Raw genomic sequence first — 21,929 nt, 5'->3', positions numbered from 1 at the left:
CGGGTCCCGCTTCCGGCGGAGGTCAGGGGGCCAGCGCGGCCCCCGCGGGCAGGTTCCGGAACACCGTGAACGCGAGTACCAGCGCGCCCGCCGCCCACCAGTACGGAGGGCCGGCGGCCGGGCGGGGGGCGGGCCGGCCGCGGTACGCGCGGAGCAGCCACAGCAGCAGGAAGGCGGCGAAGAGGAAGTAGCCGGCGACCGCGAGGGCGTTGTCGCCGAGGGCGGCGGCGAGATCGCCGTGGGCGAACGCGTGGGCGCTGCGGAGTCCGCCGCAGCCGGGGCAGAGCAGGCCGGTCAGCCGCAGCAGGGGGCACACGGGGTAGTGACCGGGCTCGTTGGGGTCCACGGCGGCTACGTAGGCGAACGCGGCGAGGGTTCCGGCGGCGGTCGCCAGGGGCGCGGCGAGGCGGCGGGCGCGGGTGGCGGGCGGCGGGGCCGGTGGGCCCGGCGCGGGTGCGGCCGGGGGCGGTGGTGCGTCCATGGCTGGATTCTCGCCCGGCCGGGGTGGGCGGGGGGCGGGGACACGGCTGGGCGTGGGCGGGGCCCGGCGCCGGGCCTTGTGCGGCTGGGCGGGGGGACGAGCGCTGCGCGGGGGTGTCCCGGTGCGCCCACCCTCCCCCGGACTCCGTCCGGGGGACCCCCACGCCCTGCGGGACGCCTGCCCACACCGGGGCGGCACGCCTGCCCACACCGGGGGGCCGGGCGCCTGCTCGCGCCGACGCGGAGGGCGCAGCCCGGGTGGGGGCTGCGCCCTTGATCGCTCGCTCGGGTGCTTCGGTCAGGCGGAGCGGGCCGCGATGACCTTGGCCAGGTCGTCGTGCGCGGGCTTCGCCGCACCCATGCCCGCGGCCTTCATCGCCATGCCGACGACGCCGCCGATCGCGACGACGACCATGCCGGCCCAGAACCCGAGCGGGTTGGCCAGGACCATGAACGCGCCGGAGACGCAGAAGCCGATGAAGGCGATGGTGACACCGGTCCAGGCGGCCGGGGTGTGTCCGTGGCTGCTGCCCGCCATGAGTTGCTCCTCGTTGCTCTGTCGAACGTGCTGTGTCGAACGCTCGGAAAACATTCTTCCGCACCCGGAGGTGGCGGTCTTCAGCGGGTCGGGTCCTCGCCCCGGTCCAGCGCCTTCCACAGGTCCTCGGGCCGGTCCGGGTCCACGGCGGCCCGCCGCGGGGCCCGGGGGCCGCCGTCCCGCTCGTAGCGGCCGCCCATGGCCGGCCAGGCCCGTCCGTACCGCAGGGCGAGCAGCCCCGCGGCGAGTATGAGCACGGCGCCGGCGGCGGTGACGTACGGCCAGGCCGTATGGGTGAGGCCGGCGACCTGGGCGGCGGTGTCGGCCGTCGTACGGGCGGCCTGGTCGGCCAGCGCCGTGCGGTCCGCGGCCCCGGCCACCGCGGCCACGGCGGCACCCAGGCCGCTCGCCGCCAGCAGCCCGGACACCACCAGCCGGCCCCTGCCGCGTACGGCGAACACGGCCACCAGGGCGGCCAGGCCCACGATGGCGAGGGCGGCGGGCACCCCGGTGACGGCCCGGCCGTCGGCGGTCAGCGGCATCGTGCCGCCGGCCACCGCGGTGGTGCCGCGGGCCCAGGTGCGGCCGGAGGCCAGCAGGACGACGGTGGCGCCGAGGGCGCCGAGCAGCAGCGCGGCCGCGACACTGCGACGGCCGGCACGGGCGGACGCGGGCTTCGCGGCGTCGGGTCCGACGGCCGGCCCGGCGGTGGGACCGGCGTCGCTGGGGGGCTGGGGTACGGCACTCACGTACCCCACTATCCCCTACGGCCTCAGCGGGAGTGGAGGCGGTTGGCCGCTCCCACCGCCCGCAGCACGGCGGCGGCCTTGTTGCGGCACTCCTCGTCCTCCGCGGCGGGCCGCGAGTCGGCCACCACGCCGGCCCCCGCCTGCACGTACGCCGTGCCGTCGCGGAGGAGGGCGGTGCGGATGGCGATGGCGGTGTCGGAGTCCCCGGCGAAGTCCAGGTAGCCGACGCAGCCGCCGTACAGGCCGCGGCGGGAGGGTTCCAGCTCCTCGATGATCTGCATGGCGCGCGGCTTGGGCGCGCCGGACAGGGTGCCGGCCGGGAAGCAGGCGGTGAGCACGTCGAAGGCGGTCTTGCCCTCGGCGACCCGCCCGGTGACCGTGGACACGATGTGCATCACGTGGGAGTAGCGCTCGATCGACATGAAGTCGACGACCTCCACGGAGCCCGGTTCGCACACCCGGCCGAGGTCGTTGCGGCCGAGGTCGACGAGCATGAGGTGCTCGGCGCGCTCCTTGGGGTCGGCGAGGAGCTCCTCGGCGAGGTCGTGGTCCTCCTGCGGGGTGGCGCCACGGTGCCGGGTGCCGGCGATGGGGTGCACCATGGCCCGGCCGTCCTCGACCTTGACGAGGGCCTCCGGGCTGGAGCCGACCACGTCGAAGCCGTTCTCGAACCGGAAGAGGTACATGTACGGCGACGGGTTGGTGGCGCGCAGGACCCGGTAGACGTCGAGGGCGCTCGCCGCGCACGGGGTCTCGAAGCGCTGCGAGGGCACCACCTGGAAGGCCTCGCCGGCCCGGATCCGCTCCTTGATGTCCTCGACGGCCGCCTGGTACTTCTCGCCGCCCCACAGGGCGGTGAACCCGGGCAGCTCGGAGGCGGGCAGCGGGGTCGGGGTGTAGGGGGCGGGGCGGGCGAGGTCCGCCTCCATGGCGTCGAGCCGGGCCACGGCGTCGGCGTAGGCCTCGTCCACACCGGTGTCGAGGTCGTTGTGGTTGATGGCGTTGGCGATGAGCAGGACCGTGCCGTCCCAGTGGTCCATGACCGCCAGGTCGGAGGTGAGCAGCATGGTCAGCTCGGGGAGGTGCAGGTCGTCCCGCGCGTGCTCGCCGATGCGTTCGAGGCGGCGGACGATGTCGTAGCCGAGGTAGCCGACCATGCCGCCGGTGAAGGGCGGCATGCCCGCGGCGAGGTCGCGGGGGGTGTGGAGGGTCTCGACGGTGCGGCGGAGGGCTTCCAGCGGGTCGCCGTCGGTGGGCACGCCGACCGGAGGGGTGCCGATCCAGTGCGCCCGGCCGTCGCGGACGGTGAGGGTGGCGTCGGAGCGTACGCCGACGAAGGAGTAGCGGGACCAGGAGCGGCCGTTCTCCGCGGACTCCAGCAGGAAGGTGCCCGGGCGTTCGGCGGCCAGCTTCCGGTAGAGCCCGACGGGGGTGTCCCCGTCGGCGAGCAGCTTGCGGCTGACGGGGATGACACGCCGGTCAGCGGCGAGCTTGCGGAACGTCTCGAGATCCATGGCCTGGGACCTTACCTGTGCGAGAGCGGCAGAACGTCGGCGTCGAAGCAGGTCCGGGCGCCGGTGTGGCAGGCGGCGCCGACCTGGTCCACCTTGACGAGGACGGTGTCGGCGTCGCAGTCGAGGGCCACGGACTTCACGTGCTGGACGTGTCCGGAGGTGTCCCCCTTGACCCAGTACTCCTGGCGGCTGCGGGACCAGTAGGTGCAGCGGCCGGTGGTGAGGGTGCGGTGCAGGGCCTCGTCGTCCATCCAGCCGAGCATGAGCACCTCACCGGTGTCGTACTGCTGGGCGATGGCGGGCACCAGGCCGTCGGCGGACCGCTTGAGGCGGGCGGCGATGGCCGGATCGAGGTTGCCGGGTCGGGGCGTGCTGGTCATGCGGGACATTGTGCCGCGCCCGGGCGGCCGGTACGGGCGGCTGTCCGCCTGATGGGCGGGCCCGGGGGCGGGTGCGGGGGCGGACGCGGCCGTAGGCTTGCCGGCATGTCTACCCATGCGAAGCGTGAACGACTGCTGCTGGCGGACCTCTTGGAGGCCGCCGGGCCGGAGGCGCCGACCCTCTGCGAGGGCTGGACCTGTCGTGAGCTGGCCGCCCATGTCGTCGTGCGGGAGCGGCGTCCGGACGCGGTGGGCGGCCTGCTGCTGAACGTGCTGAAGGGCCGGCTGGACCAGGCGATGGCGGAGTACGCGGCCAAGCCGTACGAGGAGCTGATCCAGCTGATCCGGACGGGGCCGCCGAAGTTCTCGGTGTACTCGCTGAAGCAGGTCGACGAGGCGGCGAACGCGGTGGAGTTCTACGTCCACGCGGAGGACGTGCGGCGGGCCCAGCCGGACTGGACGCCGCGGGAGCTGGACCCGGTCTTCTCCGACGCGCTGTGGTTCCGCCTGGAGAAACTGGCCCGGCTGACCGGGCGGCGCTCGCCGGTGGGACTGGTCCTGCGCCGACCCGACGGGCGGACGGCGATCGCGCACAAGGGGACGCCGGTGGTGACGGTGACGGGCGAGCCGGGGGAGCTGACGCTGTTCTGCTTCGGGCGGCAGGCGTCGGCGGGGGTTCAGCTGGAGGGGCCCGCCGAAGCGGTGGCTGCCCTCACGGCAGCGAACCTCGGCATCTGACCCCAGCCCGCCCGGGGCCCCCGCCGGCACCCCGCCTGCCCGGCCCCGGCTGCCCGGCCCCGCCTGCCCGGTGCCCCGCCAGGTGCCCGGGGGCTCCGCCCAGGCCCGCTCAATCGCCGCTCAGGCTGGAAGGCCCGGCGCAGCGCGGCCCCGCGAGCCGGCTCCGGGCGGGAAACCCAGCCCCGCCGGCGATTGAGGCGCGGGGTACGGGGCAGAGCCCCGTGTGCCCGGGCGGAGCACCGACCGCACAGCTACAGCTCCGCCGAGGCCCGCTCAAACGCCGCTCGGGCTGGATGCGCGGCCCCGCCAGGTGCCCCGGGGCTCCGCCCAGGCCCGCTCAATCGCCGCTCAGGCTGGAAGGCCCGGCGCAGCGCGGCCCCGCAGGCCGGCTCCGGGCGCGAAACCCAGCCCCGCCGGCGATTGAGGCGCGGGGTACGGGGCGGAGCCCCGTGTGCCCGGGCGGAGCACCGGCCGCGCAGCTACAGCTCCGCCGGTGCCCGCTCAAACGCCGCTCGGGCTGGATGCGCGGCCCCGGCCCCGCCAGATGCCCGGGGCTCCGCCCGAGCCCGCTCAAACGCCGCTCCGGCTTGGTGCGCGGCCCGGCGGGGCGGGGGTCAGCGGACGGGGTGGCCGGAGTCGCGGAGGGCGGTTTTGACCTCGCCGATGCGGAGGTCGCCGAAGTGGAAGACCGACGCCGCCAGCACCGCGTCCGCCCCCGCCGCCACCGCCGGCGGGAAGTCCGCCAGCTTGCCGGCGCCGCCGGAGGCGATCACCGGCACGGTGACGTGCTTGCGGACGGCGGCGATCATCTCGATGTCGTAGCCGTCCTTCGTGCCGTCCGCGTCCATCGAGTTGAGCAGGATCTCGCCCGCGCCGAGCTCCGCCGCCCGGTGCGCCCACTCGACCGCGTCGATGCCGGTGCCCTTGCGGCCGCCGTGCGTGGTGACCTCGAAGGTGCCGGAGGCGGTCCGGCGGGCGTCGACCGAGAGGACGAGGACCTGGCGGCCGAAGCGCTCCGCGATCTCCCGGATCAGTTCCGGGCGGGCGATCGCGGCCGTGTTGACCCCGACCTTGTCCGCGCCGGCCCGGAGCAGGCGGTCCACGTCGTCGGCGGTGCGGACGCCGCCGCCCACGGTCAGCGGGATGAAGACCTGCTCCGCGGTGCGGCGCACCACGTCGTAGGTGGTCTCCCGGTTGCCGGAGGACGCCGTGATGTCGAGGAAGGTCAGCTCGTCGGCGCCCTCGGCGTCGTACAGCTTGGCCATCTCGACCGGGTCGCCCGCGTCGCGCAGGTTCCGGAAGTTGACGCCCTTGACCACCCGGCCGTTGTCCACGTCCAGGCAGGGGATCACGCGTACGGCCAGGGTCATGCCGTGCCTCCTCGGTAGGCCTCGACCTCGACCTCGACGACGAGGTTGGGGTCGACCAGGCCGTCGACGATGACCATCGTCGTGGCCGGGCGGGCGGTGTCGAAGAGCTCCTTGTGGGCGCGGCCCACCTCGTCGACGTCCCGCGCGTGGGTCAGGTACATGCGGGTGCGGACCACGTGCTCCGCGCCCAGGCCGACCTGGGCCAGGGCCTTCAGCGCCACCTCGAACGCGTTGACGGTCTGGTCGTACGGGTTGCCGTAGGCCACCGCCCCGTCGACCACCGCGGTGCAGCCGGAGACCAGCACCATGCCGTTGGGGAGCTCGACGGCGCGGGAGCAGCCGATCACGTCCTCCCACGGGCCGCCGGAGCTGATGCGCCTGACCTCGTTCGCGCGCTCGCTCATGCGGAGACCACCTCCAGCGCCTCCTGGAGGGTGAACGCCTTGGCGTACAGCGCCTTGCCGACGATCGCGCCCTCGACGCCGTCCGCGACGAGGCCGGACAGCGCGCGGAGGTCGTCCAGCGAGGAGACGCCGCCGGAGGCGACGACCGGCTTGTCGGTGGCGGCGCAGACGTTCTTCAGCAGCTCCAGGTTGGGGCCGGTCAGCGTGCCGTCCTTGCCGATGTCGGTGACCACGTAGCGGGCGCAGCCTTCGGAGTCGAGCCGGGCCAGGGTCTCGTAGAGGTCGCCGCCCTCGCTGGTCCAGCCGCGGCCCTTGAGGGTGGTGCCGACGACGTCGAGGCCGACGGCGATCTTGTCGCCGTGCTCGGCGATGACCTTGGCGACCCACTCGGGGGTCTCCAGGGCGGCGGTGCCCAGGTTGACCCGGGTGCAGCCGGTGGCCAGCGCCTTGGCCAGGGAGGCGTCGTCGCGGATGCCGCCGGACAGCTCGACCTTGATGTCCATGGCGCGGGTGATCTCGGCGACGAGGTCGCGGTTGTCGCCGGTGCCGAACGCGGCGTCGAGGTCGACCAGGTGCAGCCACTCGGCGCCGGCGGCCTGCCAGGCGAGGGCCGCCTGGAGCGGGGAGCCGTACGAGGTCTCCGTGCCGGACTCGCCGTGCACGAGGCGGACCGCCTGGCCGTCGCGGACGTCCACCGCGGGGAGGAGTTCGAGCTTGTTCGCCATCACAGGGTCTCGATCCAGTTGGTGAGGAGCTGGGCGCCCGCGTCGCCGGACTTCTCCGGGTGGAACTGGGTGGCCCACAGGGCGGCGTTCTCTACGGCGGCGACGAAGGGCTCGCCGTGGGTGGCCCAGGTGACCTTGGGGGCGCGGATGTTCGGGTTGCCGACTTCGAGGGTCCACTCGCGCACGGCGTAGGAGTGGACGAAGTAGAAGCGGGCGTCGGCGTCCAGCCCGGCGAAGGCCCGGCTGTCGGCGGGGGCGTCCACGGTGTTCCAGCCCATGTGGGGGACGACCGGGGCCTTCAGCGGTTCGACCGTGCCGGGCCATTCGTCCAGGCCCTCGGTCTCCACCCCGTGCTCGATGCCGCGCTCGAAGAGGATCTGCATGCCGACGCAGATGCCCATGACGGGGCGGCCGCCGGAGAGCCGGCGGCCGATGATCCAGTCGCCGCGGACCGACTTCAGCCCCTGCATGCAGGCGGAGAAGGCGCCGACGCCGGGGACCAGGAGGCCGTCGGCGTCCATGGCCTTGTCGTAGTCGTTGGTGATCTCGACGTCCGCGCCGACCCTGGCGAGCGCCCGCTCGGCGGAGCGGACGTTGCCGAAGCCGTAGTCGAGGACGACGACGTTCTTCTTGCTCATTCCCAGATTCCTTGGATCCGCAGGACTCCGGCGACCAGGCACATCACGGAGCCGATGGCGAGCAGCACGACGACCGACTTGGGCATCTGCTGCTTCTGGAACGAGTAGACGCCGCCGGCCAGGAAGAGGCCGACGACGATCAGGATGGTCGACAGACCGTTCACGTCAGAGGGCGCCCTTCGTGGAGGGCAGGATGCCGGCCGCGCGCGGGTCGCGCTCGGAGGCGTAGCGCAGGGCCCGGGCCAGGGCCTTGAACTGGCATTCCACGATGTGGTGGGCGTTGCGGCCGTACGGGACGTGCACGTGCAGGGCGATCTGCGCCTGGGCCACGAAGGACTCCAGGATGTGCCGGGTCATGGTGGTGTCGTACTGGCCGATCATCGGCGCCATGTTCTCGGGCTCGGTGTGCACGAGGTAGGGGCGGCCGGAGAGGTCGACGGTGACCTGGGCGAGGGACTCGTCCAGGGGCACGGTGCAGTTGCCGAAGCGGTAGATGCCGACCTTGTCGCCGAGGGCCTGCTTGAAGGCGGCGCCCAGCGCGAGGGCGGTGTCCTCGATGGTGTGGTGGGAGTCGATGTGCAGGTCGCCGTCGGTCTTGACGGTGAGGTCGAACAGGCCGTGGCGGCCGAGCTGGTCGAGCATGTGGTCGTAGAAGCCGACGCCCGTCGACACGTCGACCTTGCCGGTGCCGTCGAGGTCTATCTCGACGACGACCGAGGTCTCCTTGGTGGTGCGTTCCACCCGTCCGATGCGGCTCATGCCTGCTGCTCCTTCTTCAGTGCGCGAACCGCTTCCAGGAACGCGTCGTTCTCCGCCGGGGTGCCCGCGGTGACCCGCAGCCAGCCCGGTACGCCGTTGTCCCGGACCAGGACGCCCTGGTCGAGGATCTTCTGCCAGGCGGTGTGGGAGTCCTCGAACCTGCCGAACTGCACGAAGTTCGCGTCGGACTCGGTGACCTCGCAGCCGGTCGCCCGCAGTTCGGTGACCAGCCGGTCCCGCTCGGCCTTGAGCTGCTCGACGTAGCCGAGCAGGGTGTCGGTGTGCTCCAGGGCGGCGAGCGCCGTGGCCTGGGTGACGGCGGACAGGTGGTACGGCAGGCGCACCAGCTGTACGGCGTCCACGACCGCGGGGTGCGCGGCCAGGTAGCCCAGGCGCAGGCCGGCCGCGCCGAAGGCCTTGGACATGGTCCGGGAGACCACCAGGTTGGGCCGGCCCTCGATGAGGGGCAGCAGGGAGTCCCGGTGGGAGAACTCCACGTAGGCCTCGTCGACGACGACCAGGGACGGCTTGGCCGCCTGGGCGGCCTCGTAGAGGGCGAGGACGGTGCCGGCCTCGACCGCCGTGCCGGTGGGGTTGTTGGGCGAGGTGACGAAGACGACGTCGGGGGCGTTCTCCGCGATGGCCTGCGCGGCCGCCGCCACGTCGATCGTGAAGTCGGCGTGGCGCGGGCCGGAGATCCAGCCGGTGCCGGTGCCGCGGGCGATCAGGGCGTGCATCGAGTACGAGGGCTCGAAGCCGATCGCGGTGCGGCCGGGCCCGCCGAAGGCCTGAAGCAGCTGCTGGAGGACCTCGTTGGAGCCGTTGGCGGCCCAGACGTTCTCCTTGCCGACCGGGTGCTTCCCGGTGCGGGTCAGGTAGGCCGCCAGCCCGGTGCGGAGCTCCACCGCGTCCCGGTCGGGGTAGCGGTTGAGGCCGCGGGCGGCCTCGGCGACGCGCTCGGCGATCCGCTGGACGAGCTCCTCGGGGAGCGGGTACGGGTTCTCGTTGGTGTTCAGCTGGACGGGCACGTCGAGCTGGGGGGCGCCGTACGGGGACTTGCCGCGCAGTTCGTCGCGGATGGGCAGGTCGTCGATCCCGATGGCGCTCGTGGTGCGCGTGCCACTCGTGGTGCTGGCGGTGCTGGCGGTGCTCATGTCGCTCACGGGACCTTCCATCCGAAGCGCGCCTTGAGGGCCGCGCCGTGCGCGGGCAGGTCCTCGGCCTCGGCCAGCGTCACGACGTGGTGGGCGACCTCGGCGAGGGCGTCGCGCGTGTAGTCGACGATGTGGATGCCGCGCAGGAAGGACTGCACGGACAGGCCCGAGGAGTGGCAGGCGCAGCCGCCGGTGGGCAGCACGTGGTTCGATCCGGCGCAGTAGTCGCCGAGGGAGACGGGGGCCCAGGGACCGACGAAGATCGCGCCGGCGTTGCGGACCCGGGCGGCCCACGCGGCGGCGTCGGCGGTCATGACCTCCAGGTGCTCGGCGCCGTACGCGTCGACCACCTTCAGGCCGTCCTCCAGGCCGTCGACCAGGACGATCGCGGACTGCTTGCCGGCCAGGGCGGGCTTGATCCGGTCCTCGACGTGCTTGGACGCGGCGACCTGGGTCTCCAGCTCGCGCTCGACGGCCTCGGCCAGCTCCGCGGAGTCGGTGACCAGGACGGCGGCGGCCAGCGGGTCGTGCTCCGCCTGGCTGATGAGGTCGGCGGCGACGTGCACCGGGTCGGCGGTGGAGTCCGCGAGGATCGCGATCTCCGTCGGGCCGGCTTCGGTGTCGATGCCGATCTTCCCGGTGAAGTAGCGCTTGGCGGCGGCCACCCAGATGTTGCCGGGGCCGGTCACCATGTTGGCGGGGGCGCACTCCTCGGTGCCGTACGCGAACATTGCGACGGCCTGGGCGCCGCCGGCCGCGTACACCTCGTCCACGCCGAGCAGCGCGCACGCGGCCAGGATGGTCGGGTGCGGCAGCCCCCCGAACTCCGCCTGCGGCGGCGACGCCAGCGCGACGGACTCCACGCCCGCCTCCTGGGCCGGCACCACGTTCATCACCACGGACGACGGGTACACCGAGCGGCCGCCGGGCGCGTACAGGCCGACGCGCTCGACCGGCACCCACTTCTCGGTGACCGTGCCGCCGGGGACCACCTGGGTGGTGTGCTGGCCGCGGCGCTGCTCGGCGTGCACCTTGCGGGCCCGCCGGATCGACTCCTCCAGGGCGGCGCGGACGTCCGGGTCGAGCTCGGCGAGGGCCTTCTCCAGGGCCTCGGCGGGCACCCGGACCTGCTCCAGGGTGACGCCGTCGAACTTCTGCGCGTACTCGATCAGCGCCGCCGTGCCCCGATGATGGACGTCCTCGCAGATCGGCCGGACCTTCTCCAGGGCGGCTGCGACGTCGAACTCGGCACGGGGGAGCAGATCGCGCAGGGCGCCGCCCTCGGGGAGGGCGTTGCCGCGCAGGTCGATTCGAGAGATCACGCCCCAATTCTCTCAGACCGTCTCCCACCACCGTCCGCCCGTATCACTGGCTGATACACGTCCCGGATGTCACACCCGGCCGATAGCGTGCGGGAACAGGCAGTGACGGGCGGAGGGGGGCCGCGATGACGGGGGTGCGCGCCGAGGAGGAACCGGAGGACCTGACGGCGTCCGAACGGCGGATGTGGCAGGCGTTCCGCACGGGGGCCGTCTGCGACCTCAACAGCCGTGCCGCCCGGCAGGACGACCCGTTCGGGAACCGCGGCTGGGGTCCGGAGCGGAGCGTGCGCGCCGAGGTGGTGTCGACGCTGCTGCTGCACGGGCCGCCGCCGGTGCCGGGCCGGGTGGCGTCGCTGAAGCTGCGCGGGGTGCGGATCACGGGGCGGCTGGACCTGTGCGGGGGCACCGTCGAGCCGTACGTGGAGCTGCAGTCCTGCCGCTTCGACCGCGAGATACAGCTGGCCGAGGCCCGGGTCGGGACCCTGCGGATGGTGAGCTGCGCGATACCGAGGCTGGACGCGGCCCGGCTGCACACCGAGGGCGACCTGCACCTGCCGCGCTGCCGGGTGGCGCGGGGGATCCGGCTGACGGACGCGCAGATCGGCACGGACCTGCTGGTCAGCCAGGCCGTCGTCCAGGCGGACGGCAGGGGTCGGGCGGTCGCCGCCGACGGCATGTCCGTCGCCCAGGACTTCCAGGCGGAGCTGTTGGAGGCCTACGGGGAGGTGAGCCTGCGGGGCGCCAAGATCGGCGTGTCGATGAGCCTGCGCGGGGCGAAGCTGGTCAACCCGGCGGGCCGGCGGGCGCTGAACGCGCCGCAGCTGACCGTGGAGCGGACGCTGTACCTGACCGCGATCGCCCTGGACCGGGGCGTCGACGGCGGGTCCACTCCCCCGTACGGGACGGGGCAGACGCCCGTGGCGGGCGGCCGGGCGCAGCATTTCGAGTGCCGGGGCGGGCTGCGCCTGGACGACGGCCGGTTCGGGGACGCGGTGGACTTCCACGGGGCGCGGTTCGTGCTCGCGGAGGACCAGGAGGTGTCGCTGCGGCGGATCCAGACTCCCGAGTTCCGGTTCGTCGGGGAGCGGCCCGAGCAGGGGCGGGTGGTGGTGTCGGGGGCCCGGGTGGACAAGCTGGTCGACCAGTCCACCAGCTGGCCCGGGCCCGGCCGGCTGTCGATGGAGGGGTTCGTCTACGGCAACCTCGCGCCGCGCGGGCACTTCCCGCTGGCCCGGCGGATGGAGTGGGTGCGCGCGGCCACCCCCGAGTACTCCCCCGAGCCGTACGAGCGGCTGGCGGCCGTACTGCGCGCCAGCGGTGAGGACGCGGACGCGCGGGAGGTGTTGCTGGCCAAGCAGCGGCGGCGCCGGGCCACGCTGCCGCCCGCCGCGCGGGCGTGGGGGTACCTCCAGGACTGGACGGTGGCGTACGGCTACCGGCCCGGCCGGGCGGCGCTGTGGATGCTGGTGCTGTGGGCGGCCGGGGCGGTGCTGTTCTCGCGGTACGACCCGCCGCCGGTGAAGCCCGGTGAGTCGCCGCAGTGGAACGCGGTCCTGTACGCGCTGGACCTCCTGCTGCCGGTGGTGGATCTCGGCCAGCAGGGCCACTGGAGGGTGGAGGGCGGCTGGCAGTGGGGTGCGGCCGTGCTCGTCATGCTGGGGTGGATCCTGGCGACGACGGTCGCCGCCGGGGCGTCCCGGCTGCTCCGGCGGGGGTGACCGGTCCCGGCCCACGGCCATTACCCTGTGCCTCGTGACCACCGTTCGCCTGCCCCTCTTCCCGCTGAACCAGGTGCTTTTCCCGGGACTCGTGCTGCCGCTGAACGTCTTCGAGGAGCGTTATCGCGCCATGATGCGGGAGCTGCTGAAGGCGGGTGACGACGAGCCGCGCCGCTTCGCGGTCGTCGCGATCCGCGACGGCCGGGAGGTGGCGGCGACCGCACCGGGGATGCCCGACCAGACGGCCCTGCCCGAACGCGGTCCGGCCGCCGGTTTCGGCCCGGACCCCATCCAGGCGTTCCACCGGGTGGGCTGCGTGGCGGACGCGGCGACGATCCGCGAGCGGGAGGACGGCAGCTTCGAGGTCCTGGCGACCGGCACCACACGGGTGCGGCTGCTGTCCGTGGACGCGTCCGGGCCCTACCTGGTCGCCGAGCTTGAGGAACTCCCCGAGGACGCGGGGGACGGCGCGGGCGCCCTGGCCGAGGGCGTGCTGCGGGCGTTCCGCGCCTACCAGAAGCGGCTGGCCGGGGCGCGGGAACGGTCGGTGTCCACGACGGGGGCGGAGCTGCCGGACGAGCCGTCGGTGGTGTCGTACCTGGTCGCGGCGGCCGCGGTGCTGGACATCCCGGCGAAGCAGCGGCTGCTGCAGGCGCCGGACACGGCGACGCGGCTCGCGGAGGAGCTGAAGCTGCTGCGGGCGGAGACGGCGGTCATCCGCCACCTGCCGTCGCTGCCGGCGGTGGACCTGACGTTCTCACCGACCAGCCCGAACTGAGGGGGCGCGCTGCCGATGGCGAAGCGGACGAAGCAGGCGGCGGGCACGCCGGCCCTGACCGCGGTGGCGGCGGCGGGCGTGCCGCACCAGGTGCACGCGTACGAGCACGACCCGGCGCACCCCTCGTACGGCCTGGAGGCCGCCGAGGCGATGGGGGTGTCCCCGGACCGGGTCTTCAAGACCCTGGTCGCGGACGTGGACGGGGTGCTGACGGTCGCGGTGGTCCCGGTGTCCGGGTCCCTGGACCTGAAGGCGCTCGCGGCGGCGGTCGGCGGCAAGCGGGCGGCGATGGCGGACCCGGCGCTGGCGGAGCGGACCACGGGGTACGTGCTGGGCGGCATCTCGCCGCTGGGGCAGCGGAAGCGGCTGCGGACGGTGCTGGACGCGTCGGCGTCCGGGCACGCCACGGTCTGCGTCTCCGCGGGGCGGCGGGGCCTGGAGGTCGAACTCGCCCCGTCGGACCTCGCGACCCTGACGAACGCGAAGCTCAGCCCCATCGCCCGCGCCTGACGGAGCTCCGCCCGGACACGTGGGGCTCCGCCCAGCACCCCGCGCCTCGAACGCCGGCGAAGGCCGGAAGTGCCGGGCGGCGGCGATGCGCGGGACGCGCGGTGGTCAGGGGTGGGGCGGGGCCTCGGGGGACGGGTCGCGGGGGCTCCAGAGGGCGGTGAGGCCCAGGTGGACCGCCACCGCGGCCATGGGCCACACCAGCAGCACCCCGTGCGCCAGCAGCTGGAGCGGCGCCGCGAACGGCACCCCCTTCCCCGCCGCCACGGCCGCCGCCGCCAGGTCCCGCGTCGGCCCGAGCCAGACGCCGAGCCGCCACCCCACCAGCGACGCGAAGACCGAGCCGATCGCCAGCCCGACCACCAGCGGCACGCCGCCGCGCCGGCGCCACAGGAAGACCGCGGCCGCGCTGAGCACGCCCAGCCCGAGCGACAGCAGGAAGAAGACGCCGTCCGCGCCGATCCGGGCCTCGCTCTCGGTGTCCCGGAGGAACACCGCCTCCCCGTTCGACACGTACTGGACCCGTGGCGCGAGCCATGCCCACAGCAGCCCCAGCACCACCCCGGCCACGCCGACGGCCAGCGTGACGGCCGCGCCGTCACGGACGTCCGCCGCGGTGACGCGGTCACCGTCGCGGTCACGGTCGTGGTCGCCGCCCGGCTCGGGCACGTCGGTGCGCGACGGCGGCGGCTCGTACGGTTCGGCGGCAGGCGGTGGGCTCACGGCTTCGGTCACCCCCTCATCGTGCCAGGTGGCACGGTGACGGGCCTCAGCGGACCGCTGCCCGGCGGTACGCCCAGGTGGCCGCGGCCAGCGAGACCACGGCGACCGCCGCGCACACCGCCAGGTCGACGCCGACGGCGGCCCAGTCGGGGTGCGGCGCGAAGGTGCGGGCGAAGGCCTCCACGCCGTACGTGGAGGGCAGCAGGTCCCGCGCCCAGGCGATCGGCACGGGCATCCGCTCCGGCGGCAGGACGCCGAGCAGCAGCGCCGCGGACATGCCGAGCTGGCCTGCCAGCGTGGCCAGTTCCTGGCGGGGCGCCAGCAGGCCCAGCGCCGCGCCGAGCCCGGCCAGCGCGGCCCCGGCGAGCGGTACCACCGCGGCCAGGATCCACAGCCCGCCCATCGGCAGCCCGAACAGCAGGCAGCCGAAGACGGCGGTGACCAGCGTCCCCGGCAGGGTGAAGGAGGCGTAGGCGGCGGCCGTGCCGAGCACCACGGAGGCCGGCGGCACCGGCAGGGTGGCGTAGTGGTCGAGGCCGCCGGAGGCCCGGAGCTGGCCGAAGTACTGGGCCAGCAGGTTGAGCGCGACGAAGGCGACGACCAGCACGGAGGAGCCGGCGACGACCGCCCGCGCCTCGGAGCCCCCGCCGCCGTCGACGACCCCGCGCATGAGGATCATGATGCCGACGGACTGGAACGTGGCGACGAACAGCAGCGGGATCCGGGCCACCCGGGCCCGCGACAGCTGGGCGCGGTACACGGCGGCCAGGGCCGGCAGCAGCCGCGCCCGGGGCGCCAGCGTCACGGCCGCCGCGTCCGCCACGCCCGGGGCGCCCGTGGCGGCCACCGCGGCCGGAGTCGGCGGTGCGGGCCGTTCGGGCCGTTCGGGCGCCGCCAGCGTGCCCGAGTCGTGCTCGCTCATGTCTTCACCAGGCCCTTCGTGCGGCCCCCCAGGGCCAGGTACACGTCCTCCAGGCTCGGCGTGGCCAGCGTGAAGTCGTCCAGCGCGGCGAACGCCGGTCCGCCGGTGATCGCCGCCACGGCGGCCCGCGCGTCCTCGGGACCCAGCCGCAGCACCCAGCGGCGTCCGGCCTCCTCGGCCGCCGGCGCGAGCGCCGCGACCTCGGGCACGTCCAGCGGGGCCCGGTCGCGCCACACCAGCTCCAGCCGGACCTCGCCGGAGATCCGCGCCTTCAGTCCGGCCGGGGTGTCGCAGGCGATGACCCGGCCCTGGTCGAGGACGGCGACCCGGTCGAGGACGGTCTCGGCCTCGATGACGTTGTGCGTGACCAGCAGGACCGTGCTGCCGCGCTGCGCCCGCCGCCGGTCCACGGCCGCCCAGACGGCGCGCCGGGCCACCGGGTCCATGCCGGTGGTCGGCTCGTCCAGCACGAGCACGGGCCGGTCGCCGACGAGTGCCGCCGCGAGGCAGGCCAGCCGGCGCTGTCCGCCGGACAGCTTCTTCAGGGGGCGGCCGGCGAGCCCGGTGAGGTCCAGCTCCTCCAGGACCGCGTCGCGTTCCGCGCGGGCCGCGGCCGCGGTCAGTCCGCGCAGCCGCCCGGTGGTCTCGGCGGCCAGGGAGACCGTCAGCTCGTCCAGGGCGGTGGACTCCTGCCCCAGGTAGGCGAGGAGCCGGGCCGCCCGGTCGGGGTGGCGGACGAGGTCGTGGCCGAGCAGGGTGACCTTGCCGGAGTCGGGGCGCATCAGTCCGGTCAGCTGGCGGACGAGGGTGGACTTGCCCGCGCCGTTGGGGCCGAGCAGGCCGAAGATCTCGCCGCGCCGGACGTCCAGGGAGATCCCGTCGGTGGCGCGGGTCTCGGGCAGGGCGGGTGCTCCGCGCCGCCCGCGGACGGCGGGGTAGGTCTTCACGAGGTCGCGCACGACGCAGACAGCGTCGGCCGGGGCACCGGCCGTAGCGTCCGCCGTGCCGTGCTCCGCGTCTGCCGTGCCCGTTCTCACGAGGGAGCAGCCTACGGGGTTACCGGTCCTCCCCCGGCCCCGGGGTCGCCGGGGCGGGCTGGTGCTCGGCCGCGGCGCGGACGTCGATCTCCCGCCAGAAGCCGGCCCGGATGGCGTACCGGTCGTGTTCGTCGATCTGGTCGTCCTTGTGGGCGAGGAGGCCGAAGCGGGCCGCGTAGCGGAGCAGTTCCCCGTCGATCCGGTGCGGGATGCGGGGGTACATGGTGGAGAGTTTCTGCAGGTGGACGCTGTCGGGGAGGCGTTCCATCCAGCGGCGGGCGAAGACCTGGCCGACCTCGAAGGGGTCGCCGCCGACGGTGGTGATGTCCTCCTCGCGGTCGGCCCAGCGCTGTTCGGCGCTGGTGAGCTGGGCGAGGGTGGGCAGGGAGGCCGTCTCGGCGGGTTCGCCGAGCGGGCCGGCCCGGTCGATCCAGCCCTTGTCGGAGGACCAGCGCAGGGCGCTGCCGGCCGGTGGCTGGCCGGGGGCCAGGCCTGCCGGTGCGGTCGCGGGGCCGGCGGCCGGGCGCAGCCCCGCCAGGTCCTTGGGGGTGGGGACGGTACGGGACCCGCCGGCGGCGGGCGCGGGGACGGCCGTACCGGCGGGGTCGGACGAGGTGCCGGGTCCGACGGGTACGCCGGGCCCGCCCTCGGCGCGGGGTACGGCGCCGACGGGGCCCACGACCGGGCCGGCGGTGCCGATGCGGCCGCCGGCCGCGTCGGCGGGGCCGGCGGAGCCGCCCACCGGGCCGGTGCCGTTGCGCGCGGCCTCGGCCAGGGCCGCCTCGGGCAGGGGTGCGGAGAGGATGGCCGCGATCTCGGGCCGGGGAGCGGGGGGCGGGGAGCAGAGGCCGGTGAGGTCCTTGGCGCGGACGGCCCGGGTGATCCAGGCGCGGTCGAGGACGCGGCGCTCGTCGGCTTCGGCGACGAGGTCCTCGGACTGGTTGTAGTCGCCGTCGGCGGCCTGGACGGCCCACAGGTGGACGGCCACGCCGTGTTCCTTGGCGGACATCAGGCCGGGCAGGAGGTCGCCGTCGCCGGTGACGAGGACGATGTCGGAGCAGGCGCGGTTCCTGGCCAGTTCGGTGAGTTCGGCGTGCATGGCGGCGTCCACGCCCTTCTGGGCCCAGCGCCCGTCGGAGCGGGTGAGGGCGCCGAGCCGGACGGTGACCCGGGGCATGACGCGCAGCCGCCGGTGTTCGGGCTGGGGCACCCGGTCGGGTGCGCCGTCGAACCAGTAGATCCGGAGCAGGGGCTGTTCGGTGTCGGCCTCGGCGCGCTCGCGCAGGCCCTGGATGAGGGCGGCGTGGTCGACGGTGATGCGGGAGCGCGAGGGCTCCCCTGCGAGAAGGCTCGCGGCGGCGCCCAGCAGGTAGCCGGCGTCCACCAGGACGACGCAGCGGTCCACGCTTTCCACCCTCTTCCGGGAGAGCTCTGGCTTTCCCCCGAGTCTGCCCGAGAACAAGGGGGTTGACGGCCGGAACTCGATCATCGGCGTGGCGGATCGGAAGGGTTGGCTCGGGCGCGCCCCCCGCCACGCACGGTAATGATCCAAAATGCGCGGCTTCGGGAGGTGTGTGAGTGTGAAGGCGGCCCTGGCCCCTACACCTTCTCAGGAGGCTTCACCATGGCCAAGAACAAGAACCGCCAGCAGCCGGCGAAGCAGCAGACCCGTTCTTCGGGCGCCGACACGAAGAGCTCGGCGGAGACCTCTTCCGACTCCCCCTCCTCGGCCCCGAGCCCGATGGACATGGCGCACAAGCGCAAGGAGAAGAGGTTCGGCCACAACTGAGGCCCCACACCCCGCGTGACGCAGGCCGCCCCCGGCAGGAGCCGGGGGCGGCCGCGTGCGTCGGCGCGGGATCCGGTGCCGCTAGCCGGCCAGGCAGGACGGGCCGAGGAGCACCTTCAGGTCGCCGAAGAGGGCGGGGTCGGGCTGGACCCGGTGCCGGTCCAGGCGGAGCACGGTGGTGGTGCGGGGGCCCTGGAGCTTGATCCGGACCTCGGTGTTGCCCTTGTGGTGGCGGAGGATCTCGCCGAGCCGGGTGACCATGGGCGGGGTGACCTTCACGGTGGGGATGGTCAGCACCACGGGCGCGTTGGTCCCGGCGGAGGACAGGTCGGGGACCATCAGCTCCATGGCGACCAGGCGGGGCACGTCCTCGCGCTTGTCGAGCCGGCCCTTGACGAAGACCACGGTGTCCTCGACCAGCTGGGTGGAGACCAGCTGGTAGGTGGCTGGGAAGAACATGCATTCGATGGAGCCGGCCAGGTCCTCGACGGTGGCGATGGCCCAGGCGTTGCCCTGCTTGGTCATCTTCCGCTGGAGGCCGGAGATGATGCCGCCGATGGTGACGACCGCGCCGTCGGCGTGCTCCCCGCCGGTGAGCTGGGAGATCCCGGCGTCGGTCTTGTCGGAGAGGACGTGTTCCAGGCCGAAGAGGGGGTGGTCGGAGACGTAGAGGCCGAGCATCTCGCGCTCCTGGGCGAGCAGGTAGGACTTCTCCCACTCCACGTCGGAGAACTCGACGTCGAGGCCGAAGCCGGGCTGGTCGCTGTCCTCCTCGCCCATTCCGCCGAACAGGTCGAACTGTCCCTCGGCCTCCTTGCGCTTGACGGCCACCACGTTGTCGATCATCGACTCGTGGTGGGCGACCAGACCCTTGCGGGTGTGGCCCATCTCGTCGTACGCGCCGGCCTTGATCAGCGACTCGATGGTCCGCTTGTTGCAGACCACGGCCTCGACCTTGTCCAGGAAGTCGGGGAAGGAGGAGTACTTGCCCTTCGACTTCCGCGTCTTGATGATCGAGTCGACGACGTTCTGGCCGACGTTGCGGACGGCGGTGAGGCCGAAGAGGATCACGTCGTCGCCCTGGGCCGCGAAGTTCGACTCGGACTCGTTGACGTTGGGCGGGAGCACCTTGATGCCCATGCGGCGGCACTCGTTCAGATAGATCGCGGACTTGTCCTTGTCGTCCTTGACCGAGGTGAGCAGGCCGGCCATGTACTCGGCCGGGTAGTTCGCCTTGAGGTAGGCGGTCCAGTACGAGACCAAGCCGTACGCGGCGGAGTGGGCCTTGTTGAAGGCGTAGCCGGCGAAGGGGACCAGGACGTCCCAGAGGGCCTGGATGGCCTCGTCGCTGTAGCCGTTCTTCCGGGCTCCGGCCTGGAAGATCGTGAAGTTCTTGGCCAGCTCCTCGGGCTTCTTCTTGCCCATCACGCGGCGGAGGATGTCGGCCTCGCCGAGCGAGTAGCCGGCGATGATCTGGGCGGCCTTCTGCACCTGCTCCTGGTAGACGATCAGGCCGTAGGTGACCGCGAGCACCTCTTCGAGGGGCTTCTCCAGCTCCGGGTGGATCGGGGTGATCTCCTGCTGCTTGTTCTTGCGCAGGGCGTAGTTCGTGTGCGAGTTCATGCCCATCGGGCCCGGCCGGTACAGGGCGGACACGGCGGAGATGTCTTCGAAGTTGTCGGGCTTCATCAGCCGGAGCAGCGACCGCATGGGGCCGCCGTCGAACTGGAAGACGCCGAGGGTGTCACCGCGCTGGAGCAGTTCGAAGGTCTTGGGGTCGTCGAGCGGGAGGGCCAGGAGGTCGATGTCGATCCCCTTGTTGGCCTTCACCATCTTGACGGCGTCGTCCATGATCGTGAGGTTGCGCAGGCCCAGGAAGTCCATCTTCAGCAGGCCGAGCGACTCGCAGCTCGGGTAGTCCCACTGGGTGATGGTGACGCCGTCGGTGTGCCGGACCCAGACCGGCACGTGGTCGGTGATCTTCTCGCTGGACATGATCACGCCGGCGGCGTGCACGCCCATCTGGCGGACCAGGCCCTCCACACCGCGGGCGGTGTCGATGACCTTCTTCACGTCCGGCTCGTTCTCGTACATCCCGCGGATCTCCGCCGCCTCGCTGTAGCGGGGGTGCGAGGGGTCGAGGATGCCGGAGAGCGGGATGCCCTTGCCGAGGACGTCGGCGGGCATGGCCTTGGTGAGCCGGTCGCCCATGGCGTACGGGTAGCCCAGCACGCGCGCGGAGTCCTTGATCGCGTTCTTGGCCTTGATGGTGCCGTACGTGCCGATCATGGCGACCTTGTCCTGGCCGTACTTCTCGGTCACGTACCTGATCACCTCGACGCGCCGGCGCTCGTCGAAGTCGATGTCGACATCGGGCATGGACACGCGCTCGGGGTTCAGGAACCGCTCGAAGATCAGGCCGTGCGGGATCGGGTCGAGGTCGGTGATGCCGAGCGCGTACGCGACGATCGAGCCGGCCGCGGATCCGCGGCCGGGGCCCACCGCGATGCCCTGGTTCTTGGCCCACATGATGAAGTCGGCGACCACGAGGAAGTAGCCGGGGAAGCCCATCGAGATGATCGTGTCCATCTCGTACTCGACCTGCTTCATGCGGTCCTCGGGGATCCCGCCGGGGAAGCGGCGGTGCATCCCCCGCATCGTCTCCTCGCGGAACCAGGTGACCTCGGTGTAACCCTCCGGGATGTCGAACTTCGGCATCAGGTTCCGGAACTTGAACATGCCCTCGGTGTCGACCTGCTCGGCCACCAGCCGCGTGTTGGCGCAGCCCTCCTGCCAGGCGTCCGAGGAGTCGATGGCGTACATCTCCTCCGTGGACTTCAGGTAGTAGCCGGAGCCGTCGAACCGGAAGCGGTCGGGGTCCGAGAGGTTCTTGCCGGTCTGGATGCAGAGCAGGGCGTCGTGGGCGCCGGCCTCGTGCGCGTACGTGTAGTGCGAGTCGTTCGTCACCAGCGGCGGGATGCCGAGCTTCTTGCCGATCTCCAGCAGGCCGTCGCGGACCCGGCGCTCGATCTCGATGCCGTGGTCCATCAGCTCCAGGAAGTAGCGGCCCTCGCCGAAGATGTCCTTGTAGTCGGAGGCGGCCTTGATCGCCTCGTCGAACTGGCCGAGGCGGAGCCTGGTCTGCACCTCACCGGAGGGGCAGCCGGTGGAGGCGATGAGCCCCTCGGACCACTGGGCGATGGTCTCCTTGTCCATCCGGGGCCACTTGGTCAGCCAGCCCTCGGCGTAGGCGTCGGAGGACAGACGGAAGAGGTTGTGGAGCCCGGTGTCGTTCGCCGCCCAGATCGTCTTGTGCGTGTAGCCGCCGGAACCGGAGACGTCGTCCCGCTTCTGGTGCGGCTGGCCCCAGGTGATCCTGCGCTTGTTGCGCCGCGACTCGGGGGCGACGTACGCCTCGATCCCGATGATCGGGGTGACCCCGGCCTTCTGCGCGGAATGGAAGAAGTCGTACGCCCCGTGGAGGTTGCCGTGGTCCGACATGGCGATGTGGGTCATGCCCATCTCGTTGCACGCGTTGAACATGTCCTTCAGCCGAGCGGCACCGTCCAGCAGCGAGTACTGGGTGTGTACGTGCAGGTGCGTGAACGGCGTCTTGGTCACGGGGTGGCTCCGGAGCGCAGGGGGACAGGGGGGCAGCTCTGAATCCTACGTCGGTCCGGGCGA

General features: G+C 73.3%; 23 protein-coding genes. 5 read left to right on the top strand and 18 right to left on the bottom strand.

What is annotated here, in order from left to right; genetic code table 11:
• Positions 1-22: 22 nt before the first annotated feature.
• From ACFY61_RS01355 to hisI, 5 genes are all read right to left on the bottom strand, one after another.
• The gene (locus tag ACFY61_RS01355) at positions 23-481 is read right to left on the bottom strand and encodes a DUF2752 domain-containing protein (RefSeq protein WP_389465352.1); all 459 of its coding nucleotides are present in this window, start codon (positions 479-481) and stop codon (positions 23-25) included.
• Between the two features lie 297 nt (positions 482-778).
• On the bottom strand, positions 779-1,018 hold the full coding sequence (locus tag ACFY61_RS01350; protein WP_389465350.1) for an HGxxPAAW family protein: 240 nt from the start codon (positions 1,016-1,018) through the stop codon (positions 779-781).
• Positions 1,019-1,098: 80 nt separating this feature from the next.
• A complete protein-coding gene (locus tag ACFY61_RS01345; protein ID WP_389465347.1) occupies positions 1,099-1,776 on the bottom strand; it encodes a TIGR02234 family membrane protein in 678 nt (225 codons plus the stop codon).
• Between the two features lie 14 nt (positions 1,777-1,790).
• Complete coding sequence (locus ACFY61_RS01340; RefSeq protein WP_389465346.1) at positions 1,791-3,281, bottom strand: anthranilate synthase component I; 1,491 nt, start codon at positions 3,279-3,281, stop codon at positions 1,791-1,793.
• Positions 3,282-3,292: 11 nt separating this feature from the next.
• Positions 3,293-3,661 carry a phosphoribosyl-AMP cyclohydrolase gene (hisI, locus tag ACFY61_RS01335; protein WP_389465344.1) on the bottom strand — a complete coding sequence of 123 codons (369 nt, stop codon included), beginning with the start codon at positions 3,659-3,661 and terminating at the stop codon, positions 3,293-3,295.
• Positions 3,662-3,766: 105 nt separating this feature from the next.
• Between hisI and ACFY61_RS01330 the strand changes: the two genes are divergently transcribed.
• On the top strand, positions 3,767-4,399 hold the full coding sequence (locus ACFY61_RS01330; RefSeq protein WP_389465342.1) for a TIGR03085 family metal-binding protein: 633 nt from the start codon (positions 3,767-3,769) through the stop codon (positions 4,397-4,399).
• Positions 4,400-5,013: 614 nt separating this feature from the next.
• On the opposite strand, the gene hisF is transcribed toward ACFY61_RS01330, so the two are convergent.
• The 8 genes from hisF to hisD are packed head-to-tail and all read right to left on the bottom strand — an operon-like array spanning position 5,014 to position 10,771.
• Positions 5,014-5,769 carry an imidazole glycerol phosphate synthase subunit HisF gene (hisF, locus tag ACFY61_RS01325; protein WP_389465339.1) on the bottom strand — a complete coding sequence of 252 codons (756 nt, stop codon included), beginning with the start codon at positions 5,767-5,769 and terminating at the stop codon, positions 5,014-5,016.
• Complete coding sequence (locus ACFY61_RS01320; protein WP_389465335.1) at positions 5,766-6,173, bottom strand: RidA family protein; 408 nt, start codon at positions 6,171-6,173, stop codon at positions 5,766-5,768. Before ACFY61_RS01320 ends, hisF begins: the two co-directional genes overlap by 4 nt.
• On the bottom strand, positions 6,170-6,898 hold the full coding sequence (gene priA, locus ACFY61_RS01315; RefSeq protein ID WP_389465332.1) for a bifunctional 1-(5-phosphoribosyl)-5-((5-phosphoribosylamino)methylideneamino)imidazole-4-carboxamide isomerase/phosphoribosylanthranilate isomerase PriA: 729 nt from the start codon (positions 6,896-6,898) through the stop codon (positions 6,170-6,172). The genes ACFY61_RS01320 and priA overlap by 4 nt, the downstream gene beginning before the upstream one ends.
• Positions 6,898-7,536 (bottom strand): imidazole glycerol phosphate synthase subunit HisH, encoded by a 639-nt coding sequence (hisH, locus tag ACFY61_RS01310; protein ID WP_389465330.1) that lies wholly within the window; start codon positions 7,534-7,536, stop codon positions 6,898-6,900. Before hisH ends, priA begins: the two co-directional genes overlap by 1 nt.
• Positions 7,533-7,700 (bottom strand): hypothetical protein, encoded by a 168-nt coding sequence (locus ACFY61_RS01305; RefSeq protein WP_389465328.1) that lies wholly within the window; start codon positions 7,698-7,700, stop codon positions 7,533-7,535. Before ACFY61_RS01305 ends, hisH begins: the two co-directional genes overlap by 4 nt.
• A gap of 1 nt (position 7,701) precedes the next feature.
• Entirely contained in the window at positions 7,702-8,295 is a 594-nt protein-coding gene (gene hisB / locus ACFY61_RS01300; RefSeq protein WP_389465325.1) for an imidazoleglycerol-phosphate dehydratase HisB, read from the bottom strand.
• Positions 8,292-9,449, bottom strand: a complete 1,158-nt coding sequence (locus ACFY61_RS01295; RefSeq protein WP_389465914.1) for a histidinol-phosphate transaminase — start codon at positions 9,447-9,449, stop codon at positions 8,292-8,294. The genes hisB and ACFY61_RS01295 overlap by 4 nt, the downstream gene beginning before the upstream one ends.
• A gap of 5 nt (positions 9,450-9,454) precedes the next feature.
• Positions 9,455-10,771: a histidinol dehydrogenase gene (gene hisD, locus ACFY61_RS01290; RefSeq protein ID WP_389465322.1), complete on the bottom strand. Its 1,317-nt coding sequence runs from the start codon at positions 10,769-10,771 to the stop codon at positions 9,455-9,457.
• Between the two features lie 125 nt (positions 10,772-10,896).
• Between hisD and ACFY61_RS01285 the strand changes: the two genes are divergently transcribed.
• The 3 genes from ACFY61_RS01285 to ybaK are packed head-to-tail and all read left to right on the top strand — an operon-like array spanning position 10,897 to position 13,777.
• On the top strand, positions 10,897-12,489 hold the full coding sequence (locus tag ACFY61_RS01285; protein WP_389465319.1) for an oxidoreductase: 1,593 nt from the start codon (positions 10,897-10,899) through the stop codon (positions 12,487-12,489).
• A gap of 34 nt (positions 12,490-12,523) precedes the next feature.
• Positions 12,524-13,267: an LON peptidase substrate-binding domain-containing protein gene (locus tag ACFY61_RS01280; RefSeq protein WP_389465316.1), complete on the top strand. Its 744-nt coding sequence runs from the start codon at positions 12,524-12,526 to the stop codon at positions 13,265-13,267.
• A gap of 15 nt (positions 13,268-13,282) precedes the next feature.
• Positions 13,283-13,777, top strand: coding sequence for a Cys-tRNA(Pro) deacylase (ybaK, locus tag ACFY61_RS01275; RefSeq protein WP_389465313.1), 495 nt, complete (start codon positions 13,283-13,285; stop codon positions 13,775-13,777).
• Positions 13,778-13,882: 105 nt separating this feature from the next.
• On the opposite strand, the gene ACFY61_RS01270 is transcribed toward ybaK, so the two are convergent.
• From ACFY61_RS01270 to ACFY61_RS01255, 4 genes are read right to left on the bottom strand one after another with little or no spacing between them, the layout of a single operon-like run.
• Complete coding sequence (locus tag ACFY61_RS01270) at positions 13,883-14,509, bottom strand: hypothetical protein (protein WP_389465310.1); 627 nt, start codon at positions 14,507-14,509, stop codon at positions 13,883-13,885.
• 34 nt (positions 14,510-14,543) lie between these two features.
• On the bottom strand, positions 14,544-15,419 hold the full coding sequence (locus tag ACFY61_RS01265) for an ABC transporter permease (protein ID WP_389465308.1): 876 nt from the start codon (positions 15,417-15,419) through the stop codon (positions 14,544-14,546).
• Positions 15,416-16,456 (bottom strand): ABC transporter ATP-binding protein, encoded by a 1,041-nt coding sequence (locus ACFY61_RS01260; protein WP_389465305.1) that lies wholly within the window; start codon positions 16,454-16,456, stop codon positions 15,416-15,418. Before ACFY61_RS01260 ends, ACFY61_RS01265 begins: the two co-directional genes overlap by 4 nt.
• 19 nt (positions 16,457-16,475) lie before the next feature.
• A complete protein-coding gene (locus ACFY61_RS01255) occupies positions 16,476-17,870 on the bottom strand; it encodes an NYN domain-containing protein (protein ID WP_389465303.1) in 1,395 nt (464 codons plus the stop codon).
• Positions 17,871-18,080: 210 nt separating this feature from the next.
• On the opposite strand from ACFY61_RS01255, the gene ACFY61_RS01250 reads away from it, so the two are divergent.
• Positions 18,081-18,245 carry a hypothetical protein gene (locus ACFY61_RS01250; protein WP_389465300.1) on the top strand — a complete coding sequence of 55 codons (165 nt, stop codon included), beginning with the start codon at positions 18,081-18,083 and terminating at the stop codon, positions 18,243-18,245.
• Positions 18,246-18,326: 81 nt separating this feature from the next.
• Here ACFY61_RS01250 and dnaE read toward each other — a convergent pair whose 3' ends face one another.
• Entirely contained in the window at positions 18,327-21,866 is a 3,540-nt protein-coding gene (dnaE, locus tag ACFY61_RS01245) for a DNA polymerase III subunit alpha (protein WP_389465298.1), read from the bottom strand.
• Positions 21,867-21,929: the final 63 nt, after the last annotated feature.

It is taken from the genome of Streptomyces sp. NPDC012888, assembly GCF_042900645.1.
Classification (GTDB): Bacteria; Actinomycetota; Actinomycetes; order Streptomycetales; family Streptomycetaceae; genus Streptomyces.
Note: the sequence above shows the minus strand (reverse complement) of the source record. Positions and strands in the feature narration are given on the sequence as shown.